The organism is Achromobacter pestifer, assembly GCF_013267355.1.
Classification (GTDB): Bacteria; Pseudomonadota; Gammaproteobacteria; order Burkholderiales; family Burkholderiaceae_B; genus Achromobacter; species Achromobacter pestifer_A.
In genome coordinates, this window is record NZ_CP053985.1 from 6,478,799 (window position 1) to 6,492,507 (window position 13,709).

At 69.5% G+C, this 13,709-nt stretch carries 13 protein-coding genes; 7 read left to right on the plus strand and 6 right to left on the minus strand.

All coding sequences use genetic code 11. The annotated features are described in order from the left end of the window. Position 1 precedes the first annotated feature (1 nt). From FOC84_RS30500 to FOC84_RS30515, 4 genes are read right to left on the minus strand one after another with little or no spacing between them, the layout of a single operon-like run. Positions 2 to 325, minus strand: a complete 324-nt coding sequence (locus FOC84_RS30500) for a zinc ribbon domain-containing protein (protein ID WP_173148927.1) — start codon at positions 323 to 325, stop codon at positions 2 to 4. Next, the gene (locus FOC84_RS30505) at positions 322 to 1,470 is read right to left on the minus strand and encodes a thiolase family protein (RefSeq protein WP_173148929.1); all 1,149 of its coding nucleotides are present in this window, start codon (positions 1,468 to 1,470) and stop codon (positions 322 to 324) included. The genes FOC84_RS30500 and FOC84_RS30505 overlap by 4 nt, the downstream gene beginning before the upstream one ends. Then, complete coding sequence (locus tag FOC84_RS30510) at positions 1,467 to 2,780, minus strand: MFS transporter (RefSeq protein ID WP_173148931.1); 1,314 nt, start codon at positions 2,778 to 2,780, stop codon at positions 1,467 to 1,469. Before FOC84_RS30510 ends, FOC84_RS30505 begins: the two co-directional genes overlap by 4 nt. A gap of 36 nt (positions 2,781 to 2,816) precedes the next feature. Further along, a complete protein-coding gene (locus tag FOC84_RS30515; protein WP_173148933.1) occupies positions 2,817 to 4,382 on the minus strand; it encodes an ATP-dependent acyl-CoA ligase in 1,566 nt (521 codons plus the stop codon). A 137-nt stretch (positions 4,383 to 4,519) separates the two neighbouring features. Here FOC84_RS30515 and FOC84_RS30520 point away from each other — a divergent pair, with 137 nt between their 5' ends. Further along, entirely contained in the window at positions 4,520 to 5,419 is a 900-nt protein-coding gene (locus FOC84_RS30520) for a LysR family transcriptional regulator (RefSeq protein ID WP_173148935.1), read from the plus strand. Between the two features lie 19 nt (positions 5,420 to 5,438). Here the strand turns inward: FOC84_RS30520 and argC are convergent, their stop codons facing one another. Further along, positions 5,439 to 6,371, minus strand: a complete 933-nt coding sequence (gene argC, locus FOC84_RS30525; RefSeq protein WP_173148937.1) for an N-acetyl-gamma-glutamyl-phosphate reductase — start codon at positions 6,369 to 6,371, stop codon at positions 5,439 to 5,441. 131 nt (positions 6,372 to 6,502) lie between these two features. Between argC and FOC84_RS30530 the strand changes: the two genes are divergently transcribed. Then, on the plus strand, positions 6,503 to 7,396 hold the full coding sequence (locus FOC84_RS30530; RefSeq protein WP_173148939.1) for a LysR family transcriptional regulator: 894 nt from the start codon (positions 6,503 to 6,505) through the stop codon (positions 7,394 to 7,396). Here the strand turns inward: FOC84_RS30530 and FOC84_RS30535 are convergent. Beyond that, on the minus strand, positions 7,382 to 9,169 hold the full coding sequence (locus FOC84_RS30535) for a chloride channel protein (RefSeq protein ID WP_173148941.1): 1,788 nt from the start codon (positions 9,167 to 9,169) through the stop codon (positions 7,382 to 7,384). The two genes, FOC84_RS30530 and FOC84_RS30535, sit on opposite strands and share 15 nt — an antisense overlap. A gap of 80 nt (positions 9,170 to 9,249) precedes the next feature. Here FOC84_RS30535 and FOC84_RS30540 point away from each other — a divergent pair, with 80 nt between their 5' ends. The 5 genes from FOC84_RS30540 to FOC84_RS30560 all read left to right on the plus strand — a co-directional run bounded on the left by FOC84_RS30540 (position 9,250) and on the right by FOC84_RS30560 (position 13,678). Continuing rightward, positions 9,250 to 9,702, plus strand: coding sequence for a MarR family winged helix-turn-helix transcriptional regulator (locus FOC84_RS30540; RefSeq protein ID WP_173148943.1), 453 nt, complete (start codon positions 9,250 to 9,252; stop codon positions 9,700 to 9,702). Between the two features lie 92 nt (positions 9,703 to 9,794). Then, on the plus strand, positions 9,795 to 10,949 hold the full coding sequence (locus tag FOC84_RS30545) for an HPP family protein (RefSeq protein ID WP_438800853.1): 1,155 nt from the start codon (positions 9,795 to 9,797) through the stop codon (positions 10,947 to 10,949). 63 nt (positions 10,950 to 11,012) lie between these two features. Beyond that, positions 11,013 to 12,446: a sensor histidine kinase gene (locus tag FOC84_RS30550; RefSeq protein ID WP_173148947.1), complete on the plus strand. Its 1,434-nt coding sequence runs from the start codon at positions 11,013 to 11,015 to the stop codon at positions 12,444 to 12,446. 17 nt (positions 12,447 to 12,463) lie between these two features. Next, positions 12,464 to 13,072: a response regulator transcription factor gene (locus tag FOC84_RS30555; protein WP_173148949.1), complete on the plus strand. Its 609-nt coding sequence runs from the start codon at positions 12,464 to 12,466 to the stop codon at positions 13,070 to 13,072. Positions 13,073 to 13,192: 120 nt separating this feature from the next. Continuing rightward, positions 13,193 to 13,678, plus strand: coding sequence for a GlcG/HbpS family heme-binding protein (locus FOC84_RS30560; RefSeq protein ID WP_173148951.1), 486 nt, complete (start codon positions 13,193 to 13,195; stop codon positions 13,676 to 13,678). Positions 13,679 to 13,709: the final 31 nt, after the last annotated feature.

The window sequence follows — 13,709 nt, forward strand, 5'->3', positions numbered from 1 at the left end:
TTCAGGCCTGCGGCTCGGCCGCGGCACGGGCCCAAGGCAAAGGCCGCCCATGCATCTCGCGTTCGAACAGCCGCAGGCGCTGGCCCACATGCGTGAGAGGTTCTTCCAGCCGCACGACCAGGACGGGTCCCGCCGGCAGCGCCCGGACCGTGGCGACAAGCGCGGCAGGCCCGCCGTCCCGGGACGGCAACTCGGTCCATGCCTGCAATTCCGCATGCTCCACCGCCGCCGGCCGCGCCTGCCCATGGCCGCAGGCCGGGCACCACAGGCGGGCGGGATAGACCAGATGGCCGCAGCTGCAGCACTGGCTGACGTTGACGCTCATGCTTCCTCCCGGGCCAGCACCGCGGCGTTGGCGCACATGCCGTAACGCAGCTGCACCATGCCGTAGCCGGTGGCCACGCCGTGGCGCGCGCCGCGCACCTGCCGATCTCCTGCCTGCCCCAGCAACTGGCGGACCACCTCGACCAGGCCATGCATGCCGCCAGCCGTACCCGCCTGCCCGGCGGACAACTGGCCGCCCGCGGTGTTGACCGGCAAATCGCGGGTGGCCAGGCGGCGCGCGATGAAGCCCGGCAGATCGTCCGCGCGGGCCAAGCCCAGATCGCAGAGCTGCGCCAGCGCCATGGCGGGATAGTCGTCGTAGACGCTGAGCACATCCATATCTTGCGGCCCCAGGCCCGCGCGCTGCCAGAGCGCGGGCGCAAACGCCGCGATGCCCGTCTGCAGCCCATCGCCTTCCTGCTGGTCGCCGTTGTAGCGGGCATCGCTGGCCAGCAGCCGCACGCTGATCGCTGCCGGACGCGCGCTCAGCACCAGCGCGCAAGCGCCGCTGACCACCGGCACGCAATCCAGGCGCCCCAGCGGCGGCGCGACCATGGGCGCGGCCAGGTACTGCGCCAGGCTCAAGGGCTCGCGATACGCCGCGTTGGAGTTGCCCACCGCCCATAGCCGCTGCGCGACGCACAACGCGCCATAGTCTTCGCGGGTGAGGCCGGTATGCGCCATCTGCCGCTGCGTGAGCATGGCGAACAAGGGATTCGGCCCCTCGCAGCCCAAGGGGCTGAGATAGTCCTGCGCGCTGCGGTTGTAGCCGCGCACCAGCCCGGCGAAATCCGCGCCCGTGAAATGGTCTCCCGCCACCAGCACGATGGTCTTGGCCTGCCCGGCTTCCAACGCCAGCCAGGCCTGGCGCAGCAGATTGATGGCGCTGGCGCCGCCCATCTCATCCTGCATGCACCAGTTCAGCCGCAGTCCCAGGCGCCACGCCAGATCGATCGCGCGGTCGGGGCGCAGCGTGAACGAAGCCACGCCCAGCCCATCCACATCGCCGGGCTCCAACCCTGCACTGCGCAGCGCCTGGGCGATCGCCTCGGCCAACAGGCCGGCCGTGCTGGTCCCGGGGCCGGGATGACGCAGCGAAGGCGTTTCGCCCACGCCAACGATGCCCGGGCCGCGCACCGCGCTCACTCCGACTCCTGCCGCGGCGGTTCGCGCGTCAGCAGCAAGGTGACCACGGTGACCGCGGCCATGCCCACCAGGAACCACGCCACCGGCGTCGCCGACTCATACTTGCGCAGCAGCGCCATGGCGATCAACGGCGACAGTCCGCCGGCGAACACAGAAGCGAGTTCGTGACCCAACGCCAGGCCGGTATAGCGGACCTCCGCGGGAAACAGCTCGGCGAAGTATGCCGGCTGGGTACCTATCATGGCGGCGTGGCAGACCGTGTTGCCCAGGAAAAAGGCCAGGAATATCCACACCGGCTCCTTGGTCTGCACCAGCCAGAAGAACGGAAAGGCCACCAGCACCAGGCCAGCCGAACCGATCAGGTACACCGTGCGCCGCCCGATGCGGTCGGACAGATGGCCAAACCAGACCAGCGTGCCCAGCTCGATGAACATCGATACCAGCACGCCGCCCAGCATGACATCGTTGGGAATGCCCAGGAACTTGCCATAGGCCAGTGCAAACGCCAGGAAGATGTACGACCCGCCGTTCTCGGCCACGCGCAGTCCCATCGCGGTAAAGACCTGGCGCGGATAGCGGCGGAACACCTCCACCGCCGGCATGCCGCGCTTGGCGGTCTTGGCGGCCTGCACGAACTCATCGCTTTCGGGGATGTGCTTGCGGATGTACAGGCCGACGCCGAAGATCAGCACGCTCAGCAGGAACGGCAGGCGCCAGCCCCAGCTCATGAAGGCTTCCTGCGGCAGCTGCTGCGCCAGCATGAAGACGCCCGACGACAGCACGAAGCCGCCCGCCACCCCCAGTTGGCTGAAGGACGAGAAGTAGCCGCGGCGCTTGCCTCCGACCGCCTCGCTGATCAGCAGCACGCCGCCGCCCCACTCCCCGCCCGCGGCCGCGCCTTGCAAGATGCGCAGCAGCACCATGGCCGCCGGCGCCCAGAAGCCGACCTGCTCATAGGTCGGCAACAACCCGATCAGGAAGGTGGCTACCCCCATCAGGCCCAGGGTCCATTCCAGCGCCAGCTTGCGGCCACAGCGGTCACCGATATGGCCGAAGATCACGCCGCCCAACGGCCGCGCCAGGAAGCCCACGGCAAAGCCCGCGAACGCCCCCATGGTGCCCAGCAGCGGGTCGGTGCCTTTGGGAAAGAACAGTTCGCCGAACACCAGCGCCGCCGCCGTGCCGTAGATGAAGAAGTCATACCATTCCATCGCGTTGCCCGCGACGGACGCCATCACCACGCGCCGCGTGCGCTTTCTGCGCGCATCGTCGCCAGCGGCCGCGGCCGCCCCCTTGTATGCCATCGTCATTGCCGCCCCTAGTCTGTTTGAATGAACCTGCGGCGCTCAGCGCGCCACGCGATAGCCAGCGGCGTCCCGGTCCCAGGCGTCGCCAGTGATACCCTCATCCCGCAAGTGGAACTTGCGGATCTTGCCGTTCTCGGTGCGCGGCAAATCGTCCAGCACGCGCAGATAGCGCGGCACGGCGAAATACGGCATGCGAGGCTGGCAGAAATCCAGCAGCGCCTCGGGCGCAACGGCCTGCCCGGACTTGTAGACCAGCGCCGCCATGACCTCGTCCTCGGCCAACTCGGAACGCACCGCATAGACCGCGGCGGCCGCGACCGACGGATGCGCCAGCAGCACCTGCTCCACCTCATACGAGGAAATGTTCTCGCCGCGCCGGCGGATGGCGTCCTTCATGCGGTCCAGGAAGCGGAAGTAGCCGTCCGCATCGCGCACCACCCGGTCTCCCGTGTGGAACCACAGGTTGCGCCAGGCTTCCACCGTCTTGCCGTCCATGCCGAAATAGCCAGTGGCGATGGCGTACGGCGTGTGTGCGCGCAGCAGCAATTCACCCGGCGTGCCGTCGGGCACCGCCGCGTCGTGTTCGTCGGCCGCCATCGCGTCGAATTCGGGCGCGGCGCGCCCCATCGTGCCGGGGCGCTGTTCGGCCAGCGTGCCACCCAGCGCGAAATTGGTTTCGGTGGAACCGTAGCCCTCCAACAACGCCATGCCGGTGCGTTCGGAAAACGCCGCATGGAAGCGTTCCGGAACCCCGGGCGCCAGCGCGATCCGCGCGCGGTGGCGCCGTTCGGCCGGGGCAGGCGCTTGCGCCAGCAGCATGGGCACCATGGCGCCCAGCAGATAGGTCACCGTGGCGCCCGCGGCCTCGAGCCGGTCGAAATAGCGGCTGGCCGAGAAGCGCTCGTCGCACACGATGGTCGCGCCCGTGACCAGCGCCTGGAAGCAGGCGTTCAGGGCATTGGTATGGAACAGCGGCAGGCTCGTGTAGAGCACGTCGCTCGCGCTGATTTCCAGGTTGCGCGCGGCGATCCTGCCCCACCAATAGAACTGCGCGTGCGGACAGCACACGCCTTTGGACAGGCCGGACGTGCCCGAGGTGTACAGGATGGCCAACGTGTCTCCCGGCCCAAGCTCGGCCGCCGGCGGCAGCGGCGTATCCGGCACAGGGGGTGGCGGGCACGCATGCACCGGCAGCGCGTCGGCATTCCCGTCCAGCAACCAGATGCGGTTCAAGGCCAGGGGCTGCATGTCCAGCGCCGCAAGCGCCGGACAGGACGCGGCGTCGGCCACCAGCAAGCGGCAACCGCTGTTGGCCAGGATGTGCTGCAGCTGCATGCCGCGCGACGCCGTGTTGATGGGCACCACCACCGCGCCCAGCCAGCCGCAGCCCAGCACGATGGACAGGAACTCGTGCCGGTTGCCGGCCATCAACCCGACCCGGTCGCCCCGGGCGACGCCGGCCGCGGCCAGGCGCGCCGCCCAGGCGGCCGCATGCCCGGGAGCGTCGCCATACCGCAGCGAGCCGCCCGGCGCCTGCACCCATATGCGCTCGCCCCAACGGGCGCCCTGCTCCAGCAACAACGACGGCAGTGTCAACGCATGCATGGCGGTGCTTCCCCTGTGTTGCGGCCATCGGCAAGCGTTGCCCCAGCCCTATGAAATTAGTCTAGGAATCAACTATTTATATGTCAAATTTATGGCTATTATTTATCTTATAAATCAGGCTGATATAAGGGGCATGCATGGACTTCGACCTGAACCTCATGCGGGTTTTCCTGACCGTGCTGCACGAGCGCAGCGTCACCCGCGCGGCGCAACGCCTGAACCTGACGCAGCCCGCCGTGAGCTACGCGCTGGCGCGCCTGCGCGAAAAATTCGACGATCCCTTGTTTGCGCGCACGGCCTCCGGCATGCAGCCCACGCCGGTCGCCTTTGCCCTGGCCGAACCCATAGAGCGCGGCATGAACAGCTTCGCGGAAGCCGTCAGCCTGCGGCAGCGCTTCGAGCCGGCCAGCAGCACCCGGCGCTTTCGCCTGTCCATGTCCGATATCGGCGAAATGGTGTTCCTGCCGTCGCTGATGGAACGCGTGCACGCCCTGGCGCCGCGCCTGCAGGTGGAAGTATTGGAGATCCCGCTGGAACGGCTGCCGCAGGCGCTTAAAGAAGGCGAGGTCGATCTCGCCATCGGCAATCTGGCCGGACTGGGCAGCGAAACCTGCCACGCGGAACTGTTCAGCGAACGCTACACCTGCATGGGCAGGCGCGGCCATCCGGTGTTGTCGGCGGGCCTCACGCGCAGCCAGTACAAGCGCCTGGACCACATCCTGGTGGCCTCGCGCGCCAGCGCCCACCGCTTGCTGGACGATGTGCTGAGCGAGGCCGGCCTGCCGCGCAGGCCCTATCTCACCTTGCCGCATTTCTCGGCCGCGGCCGAGATCGTGCGGCGCACCGATCTCACCATGACCCTGCCGCTGCGGGCCGCGGTCTGGTTCAACCAGGACGACGCGTTTCAGATACGCCCGCTGCCCATCGCGCTGCCGCCGCTGTCCGTGACCGTGCATTGGCACGCCCGCTTCGAAAGCGACCCGGGCACCGTCTGGTTGCGCCGCCTAGTGGTGGAGACGCTGGCGGACCCGGCCTGAGCCCGCGCAGGCGCGACGCTTATCGCATCGCGCCCAGCATCAGGCCCAGGTTCTGCACCGCCGCGCCCGACGCGCCCTTGCCCAGGTTGTCGAACACCGCCGTCAGCAGCACCTGCCCGTGCTGCGCATTGCCGTAGACGGCCAGGCGCAGATCGTTGGTGCCATTGAGCGCCTGCGGATCCAGATGCGTATGGGCGGCCGCGTCCTGCGGCGCCACGACCTGCACGTGCCTGGCGCCCTCGTAGTGCTGCTGCAGGCAGGCGTGCAGGCGCTCCATGGCCACGCCCGCCGGCAGCAGGCGCAGCTGCAGCGGCACGGTCAGGACGATGCCCTGGCGGTAGGCGCCATAGGCCGGTACGAACACCGGCCGCTGCGTCAGGCCCGCATGCCGTTCGATCTCGGGCGTGTGCTTGTGCGCCAGGCCCAGGCCGTAGAGCTGGAACGCCGGTCCCGGCACGCCGTCCGCGGCTTCGTAGGCGTCCACCGCCGTGCGACCGCCGCCCGAATAGCCGGACACCGCGTGCACCACCACCGGATAGTCGGCCGGCACCAGTCCGGCACGCACCAGGGGGCCCAGCAAGGCGACCGCGCCCGTCGGATAGCAGCCGGGGTTGCTGACGCGCCGCGCCTGGGCGATCAGCCCGGCCTGCTCCGCGTTCATTTCCGGAAAACCATAGACCCAGCCCGGCGTCGTGCGGTGGGCGGAACTGGCATCTATCACCCGGACCGCGGGATTGACGATGGAAGCGGCGGCCTGGCGCGCCGGCTCGTCCGGCAGGCAGAGGATGGCGATGTCGCAGCCGTTGATCGCCTGCGCGCGGCGCTGCGGGTCCTTGCGTTCGGCCTCCGGCAGTGTCAACAGCCGCAGATCCGTGCGCCCGTGCAGGCGTTCGTGGATCTGCAGGCCGGTGGTGCCCTGGTCGCCGTCGATGAAAACTAGAGGTTGGGTCATGGCGCTTGCATCCTGGATCAAAGGGTGCGCCTGAAGGTTCCGGGCGCAGGACTCCATCATCGGCCCGGATACTAGATAATAAAAGTCGAATATCATGACTATCCAATTCAGCTTTCCTGAACGACACCACCATGCGTGAAATCAGCCTGGACCGCCTGCGCACCCTGGTCGCCATCGCCGACCTGGGTTCGTTCGCAGACGCCGCCCGCGCCCTGCATCTGGCGCCGCCCACCGTCAGCCTGCACGTCGCCGACCTGGAAGCGCGCATCGGCGCGCCGCTGCTCACGCGCAAGCGCGGCCAGGTCCGCCCCACCTCCATCGGCGAAACCCTGCTGGAACGCGCGCGCCGCCTGCTGGCCGAGGCCGACCAGGCGCTGGACGACGTGCAGCGGCAGGTGCAGGGACTGGCCGGACGCGTGCGGCTGGGCGCCTCCACCGGCGCCATCGCCCATCTGCTGCCGCAGGCCCTGGAAACGCTGGGCCGCAACCACCCCGGCATCGACGTGCAGGTGGCCGTGCTGACTTCGCAGGAAACCCTGTTGCGCCTGGCCGACGGTTCGCTGGACCTGGGCCTGGTGGCCCTGCCCCAACCGCCGCTGGAAGGCCTGGTGCTGCGCCCCTGGCGGCGCGACCCGGTCGTGGCCTTCCTGCCCGCGGGCTGGAAAGCGCCCGCGCGCCTGACGCCGGCCTGGCTGGCCGAACGGCCGCTGATCCTGAACGACGCCAGCACGCGGCTGTCGCGCCTGACGGGAGAATGGTTCGCCGCGGCGGGCCTGAACCCGCGCGCCCGCATCCAGCTGAATTACAACGACGCGATCAAGAGCCTGGTGGCCGCCGGCTACGGCGCCACGCTGCTGCCGCACGAGGCTACCGCGCCGCAGCTGGATCCGCGCATCGAGATGCGCGCGCTGCGGCCCGCGCTATGGCGCCCGCTGGGCATCGCGCACCGCGCCGGGCAGGTAGAGCAAGCCACCCGGCACGTGCTGGACGTGCTGTGGGAGCTGCGCGCCTCACCCGCCCGCTGAGGGCGTGCGGCGGAAGTACGCGGTGCGCTGGCTTTCCTCGCGCAGGCGCCGCGCGCGGGAGCGGAACAGGTCCTTGCGCCCGACGATGCCCACCAGCCGGCCGTTGGCCCGGTCCAGGATGGGCACGCGGCCCGCGCCGGTCAGCGCCATGCGGTCGGCGATCTGGCTGGCCAGTTCCTCGGGATGGCCATACACCAGGTCGCGGCCTTGCAGCGCCTCGCCCAGGGTGCGCCCGGTCTGCTCGTCGTCGATGGCCCAGGCCAGCGTATCGGCGCGCGTGACTTCGCCCACCACCGCGCCCTCGGCATCCAGCACCGGATAGCTGGTGTGCACCGGCTGCGCCGTCGTGAAATGCGCGATGGCCTGCGCCACCGTCCAGTCGGCCGGCAGGGTCTGCACCGGCGTGGTCATCACCTGGCTGACCCGCAGCAGGTCGAAGGGGTCCACGCGGTACTCGCGGCTGATGTGGTGCCCGCGCCGCGCGATCTTCTCGGTCAGGATGGAGCGCTTGAGCAGCAACACCGTCATCCCATACGCGAACACGCAGGCTGCCAATACCGGCAGGAGCGCGCCCATGTCGCCGGTCAGTTCCACCGCGAACAGGGTCGCGGTCAGCGGCGCGCGCATGGTGCCGCCCATCATCGCCGCCATGCCCAGCAGCGCCCAGAAGCCCGGATCGGCCTGCGGCAGCAGCGGCGTGGCCAGCGCGCCCAGCGCGCCGCCGAATATCAGCAGCGGCGCCAGCACGCCGCCCGAGGTCCCCGAGCCCAGCGCGACGGACCAGATGATGACCTTGACCGCCAGAAGCAGCAGCACGGCCCGGAATGCCAGGTCGCCCGCCAGCAGATGGCGGATGTTGTCATAGCCCACGCCCAGCGCCGCCGGCTCGATCAGCCCGCCCACGCCGATGACCAGGCCGCCGAAGGCCGGCCACCACATCCAGTGCAGCGGCAGTTTTTCGAACAGGTCCTCGGCGGCGTAGACCATGGAGGTCAGCACGCCCGAACCCAGCCCCGCCAGCACGCCCACGGCGGCGCAGGCCAGCAGATGCGCGGGCGTGAACGTCAGCGAACCCGAATACGCGAATATCGGCCCGCCATCCAGCATGAAGGCGCGCGTGGCCGCGGCCACCAACGCGGCCATCGCCACCGGCAGGAAGCTGCGCGGCTTCCATTCGAACAGCAGCAGCTCGACCGCCAGCAGCACCGCCGCCAATGGCGTGGCGAAGATGGCCGTCATGCCCGCGGCGGCGCCGGCCACCAGCAGGGTCTTGCGCTCGCCGTCGTCCAGGTGGATGGTCTGCGCCAACAGCGAGCCGATGGCGCCGCCCGTCATGATGATGGGGCCCTCGGCGCCAAACGGGCCGCCCGTGCCGATGGAGATGGCGGAAGACACCGGCTTCAACACCGCCACCTTGGGCTGGATGCGGCTCTTGCCGATCAGGATGGCCTCCATCGCTTCCGGAATCCCGTGGCCGCGGATCTTTTCCGAACCGTAACGCGCCATGAGACCGATGATGAGGCAGCCCACCACTGGAATGGCCACGGAGGCCAGTCCCAGGTGGCCTGTCGTGATGGGCTGGTCCTCGAAGGAAAACTGGTGGTGGTAGGCCAGATTGGTGCAGAGCGCGATCAGGCGCAGCAAGGCCCAGGCCGCAGCCACGCTGGCCAGGCCAACCGGAATGGCCAGGCCCATGAGCAGGACCACGCGCTTGTCCGTGGTGAAGTCGCCCAGGCGCAACGCGGCCCGGGCGGAGGAAGAAGTGGGAGGCATGTTCGAAGAGAGGAAGAATTCCGCAGGGATTTGCGATACGTCATATATATCGTATCACGACATATATTAGAATCGGCCAGGTGAAACAGCCCCCGCCCCCTACCCAGTTGACCTCCACGGACTACGAACTGCTGGCCGACTTCCGCTACGCGCTGCGCCGCTTCGCCGCGTTCAGCGAAAACGCGGCCGCCGGACTGGACCTGATGCCGCAACAGCACCAGGCCCTGCTCGCCATCAAGGGCACCCGCAAGAACGCCCCGGGCCGCCGCGGCCTGTACGTGGGCGAGATCGCCGAACGCCTCTTGATCCGTCCCCACACCGCCGCCGAACTGGTGGGCCGCCTGGCGCGCCTGGACCTGGTCAGCCGCGAAGCTGATCCCGAGGATGGCCGCCGCGTCGAGGTGGTGCTGACCGCCCGCGCCGAACGCATGCTCGAAGACCTGTCGGCCTCGCACCTGGAAGAGCTGCGCGCCATGCGCCCGCTGCTGACGCGCCTGCTCACGCGCATCGGCGACGACTCCGGCAGCGCCTGAATCCCGCCCCGCTGCATAAGCTTATGCAGTGCAGCTTTGCCCCGCGTGATAAATTATCGCCCCGCGACATATCGATGCGCGAGGAGATCGTTTTGGGTGTAGCAATCAAGCGCTGGCTGGGCTCGTTCGCGCCAGCGCCGGTAGGTGTCAACGGACGCGAAAAACTGTACGGCGCGCTGGGCGCGCTGCTCGGCCTGTTCTGCACGGAATGGGTGGGCCGCCACGCGCTGGGCGACGCCAGCCCCTGGTTCATCGCCCCCATGGGTGCGTCCGCCGTGCTGCTGTTCGCCGCCCCCGCCAGTCCGCTCGCCCAGCCCTGGTCCATCATGGCCGGCAATCTGGTCTCGGCCCTGATTGGCGTGTTTTGCGCCCAATTCATCCCCGTGCCCGGCGTGGCCGCCGCCGTGGCGGTGGCCCTGGCCATCGGCGCCATGTTCTCCTTGCGCTGCCTGCATCCGCCCAGCGGCGCGGTGGCGCTGACCGCGGTGCTGGGCGGCCCCGCGGTCGCCAGCCTGGGCTATGGCTTCGCGCTGTGGCCCGTGGCGCTGAATTCCGCCATCCTGCTGTGCATCGCCGTGGTCTTCAATGGCGCGCTCAAGCGCAACTATCCGCGCCGCCATGCCGATCCGGCCGCCGGCCACAATACGCGCGACCTCGCTCCCAGCGCCCGCCTGGGCTTCAGCCTGACCGACCTGGACGAAGCGCTCACGCAGCGCGGCGAGCTGCTGGACATCAGCAAGGAAGACCTGGAAGAAATCGTCCTGGCCGCGGAAATGCGCGCCAGCGTGCGCCGCTTCGGCGACGTGCATTGCGCCGACATCATGTCGCGCGACGTGGTCACGGTGCAGGCCCAGGATCCGCTGGACTACGCCGTGCGCCTGTTCGACAAGCATCGCCTGCAGGCCTTGCCGGTGCTGGATTCGGCCGGCCGCTACGCCGGCATGGTCAGCCAGGGCGATGTGCTGGCGCGCCGGACCCGGCTGGCCGCCGTCGACGCGGACGCCGCGCCCGACCTGCTGGTGGCCGACTGCATGCGCAGCGAAGTCCCCTTCGCCACCCCCGGCCTGCCCGTCATCGAACTGGCGCGCCCCATGTCCGACAGCCTGCATTGCGTGCCGGTGCTGGATGAAGCGCGCAACCTGGTCGGACTGGTAACGCAATCGGACCTGGTGGCGGCGCTGTACCAGATCGCGCTCGCGGCCAGCTCGCAGGCGCCGGACCCTGACGCCCAGCGGCTGGCGGCCTGAGCGCCAGCCCTCCGTAGCCCTACGGATTCCTGCCCGCGCCGGCCGCAAGGCATAATTTCAGGCGTGAATCCCCTATCGCGCGCTCGCGCCTTCTTCTGCTGGCTGGTCCTGTTCGCCCTCGGCGCCTTCTGGATCGGGCGGCAGGACTATGTGGACCAGTACGAACGCTTCACCCAAAGCACCAGCGTGGCGCAGCGCATGCTGAGCCAGAAGACGGTGCAGCATGAAGCCGTGCTGGCGACCCTGGCCGCCCTGTCCCATCCCCCGGCGCCCGAACGTCTGTATCCCAGCCTGCAACCGGCCATGCCGCAACTCCTGGGGCTGGGCTACCTGCCTGGCGGCGCCTGGTCCGGCAGCGTGGCGGAACCTGCGGGCCTGGCGGCGGCCGTTGAACGCGCGCGCGGCCTGGGCCGGCCGGTGACGCTGCCGGTGGACCAGGCCCGCTACTGGCTGGTGGCCCCTTCGGGCTGGAGCCTGCTGCTGGACGCCAGCCAGCTGGTGCCCGCGGCCGACTTTCCTCCCGGCCTGGCCAACCTGAGCTTGAACGTGAACCAGACGCCGCTCCCCCTCCTGGACAAGCAGCCGGACGCGGCCGTCCTCGGCTGGCCGCTGGCCCTGCAAAAACCGCTGGGCGCGGCCAGCCAGCCCTTCCAGATGCGCAGCACGCGCAAGCTGACCCCGAACGCCTGGCCGTGGGCCACCTGGCTGGCCTGGGGCTTGGCCAGCGCGCTGCTGGTGGCCGGCGCCGCGGCCTGGCAGCGTTCGCGCGCCCAGGCCCGCCGCCAGCAGGAACAGCTGCGCCTGGGCGCCATGGCCCGCCTGAGCACGCTGGGCGAAATGGCCGCGGGCATCGCCCACGAACTGAACCAGCCGCTGACCGCCATCCTGGCCCAGACCCGGGCCGCCCAGCGGCTGCTGGACGACGAAGAGGAACGCCCCGCCGTGCGCCATGCGCTCCTGGCCAGCGCCGAACAGGCCAAGCGCGCCGCCGACATCATCAGCCGCATGCGCGCCCTGGTGCAGCCCAGCTCGCCCGCCCGGCGCGAAGCGCTGGACCCCGACGCGCTGGTGGCGTCGCTGCGCTTTCTGCGCGAAGCGGAACTGGCCCGGCAAGGCATACGGCTGAACTGGCACAACGCCAGCCCCGGCGTCCGTCCGCTGGGCGACCGAGTGGCGCTGGAGCAGATCCTGCACAACCTGGTGCAGAACGCCGCCGATGCGCTGGCCGACGTCCCAGGGCCGCGCCAGATTTCGCTGGAGGGCCGCGCCGACGGCGACGACTACCTGTTCAGCGTCAGCGACACCGGCCCCGGCATCGCCGCCGATGCGCTGCCGCGCCTGTTCGCCCCCTTCTACACCACGCGGCCACAAGGCATGGGCCTGGGACTGGCGCTGTGCGACACGCTGGCCGGCTCCATGGACGGCCGCATCGCCGCGCGCAACCTCAGCCCGGCAGGCGCCTGCTTCACGGTAAGCCTGCCGCGCGCCGCCGCCTGACGACGCAGGAATCTCCCATGCTCGAACAATCCCCTCTGGTCTATCTGGTCGACGACGACGACGCCGTGCGCGACGGCCTGGCGCTGCTGCTGCGCAGCGTAGGCCTGCGCAGTGAGAGCCACGGCGATCCGCTGGCATTCCTGGCCCAGTTGCACCCGCAATCCATCGGCTGCGTGGTCCTGGACATCCGCATGCCCGGCATCAGCGGCCTGGATGTGCTGAGCCGGCTGGCCGAGCAATCCGACCTGCCCGTGGTCATGCTGACCGGCCACGCCAACGTGGACCTGTGCCGCCGCGCGTTCAAGGGCGGCGCCATGGAATTCCTGCAAAAACCCGTGGACGACGACGTCTTCCTGGACGCCGTGCAGGCGGCCGTGCGCACCCACATCGCCAGCCGCGACAAGCTCGCCGTGACCCAGGCCGCGCAGGAACGGCTGGACAAGTTGTCCGGGCGCGAGCGCGACGTGCTGGAACGCATCGTCCAGGGCCTGAGCAACAAGGAGATCGCGCGCGAGTTCGACCTGTCGCCGCGCACCGTCGAAACCTACCGCGCCAACGTCTTCGCCAAGCTGGAAGCGGAAAACCTGGCCGGGCTGATCCGCGAGTATGCGGGGCTGCTGGGTTAGGACTTGCACAGGTAACCTCCGTAGCCCTACGGAGGCCCCAGCGTAGCCGACCGAATACCGCCGAACGGCCGCCATCTTTAATCTGTCTGTTCCTGTCACCGACCCACAAAGGACACAGACATGTCGCCCAAATTCATCGCTTTCGCCGCCCTGTTCGCCTGCGCCGGCGCCGCCAACGCCGCCGTGCTCAACGAAAGCAATCTGTCCATGGCCGACGCTCAGAAGCTGGCCGCGGACACCGTCGCCGCCTGCCAGGCCAAGGGCTACAACGTGAGCGCCTCGGTGGTGGACCGCGCCGGCCTGCTCAAGGCTTTCGCCCGCGCCGACAATGCCGGCCCGCACACCGTCGAAGCCAGCCGCGCCAAGGCTTACACCGCCGCATCGGCCAAGACCCCGACGCTGACGATGCTGGAAAACGTCCAGAAGAACCCGGCCGCGGCCACCTTGACCGACATTCCGGGCTTCCTGGTGCTGGGCGGCGGCGTCCCCGTCAAGGCCGGCTCGGCCGTGATCGGCGCCATCGGCGTGGCAGGCGCCCCCGGCGGCAACCTCGACGCGCAATGCGCCGACACCGCCCTGCAAGAGAACGCCGCGCTGTTCAAGTAAACCGCTGCTGGCCGGCTCGCGGCGCGTTTGC

Excerpts from the sequence above, each read along its gene's own strand:
- FOC84_RS30500 (WP_173148927.1), bottom strand. The coding sequence starts at position 325 with ATGAGCGTCAACGTCAGCCAGTGCTGCAGCTGCGGCCATCTGGTCTAT.
- FOC84_RS30510 (WP_173148931.1), bottom strand. The coding sequence starts at position 2,780 with ATGACGATGGCATACAAGGGGGCGGCCGCGGCCGCTGGCGACGATGCG.
- FOC84_RS30515 (WP_173148933.1), bottom strand. The coding sequence starts at position 4,382 with ATGCATGCGTTGACACTGCCGTCGTTGTTGCTGGAGCAGGGCGCCCGT.
- FOC84_RS30520 (WP_173148935.1), top strand. The coding sequence starts at position 4,520 with ATGGACTTCGACCTGAACCTCATGCGGGTTTTCCTGACCGTGCTGCAC.
- argC (WP_173148937.1), bottom strand. The coding sequence starts at position 6,371 with ATGACCCAACCTCTAGTTTTCATCGACGGCGACCAGGGCACCACCGGC.
- FOC84_RS30530 (WP_173148939.1), top strand. The coding sequence starts at position 6,503 with ATGCGTGAAATCAGCCTGGACCGCCTGCGCACCCTGGTCGCCATCGCC.
- FOC84_RS30535 (WP_173148941.1), bottom strand. The coding sequence starts at position 9,169 with ATGCCTCCCACTTCTTCCTCCGCCCGGGCCGCGTTGCGCCTGGGCGAC.
- FOC84_RS30555 (WP_173148949.1), top strand. The coding sequence starts at position 12,464 with ATGCTCGAACAATCCCCTCTGGTCTATCTGGTCGACGACGACGACGCC.
- FOC84_RS30560 (WP_173148951.1), top strand. The coding sequence starts at position 13,193 with ATGTCGCCCAAATTCATCGCTTTCGCCGCCCTGTTCGCCTGCGCCGGC.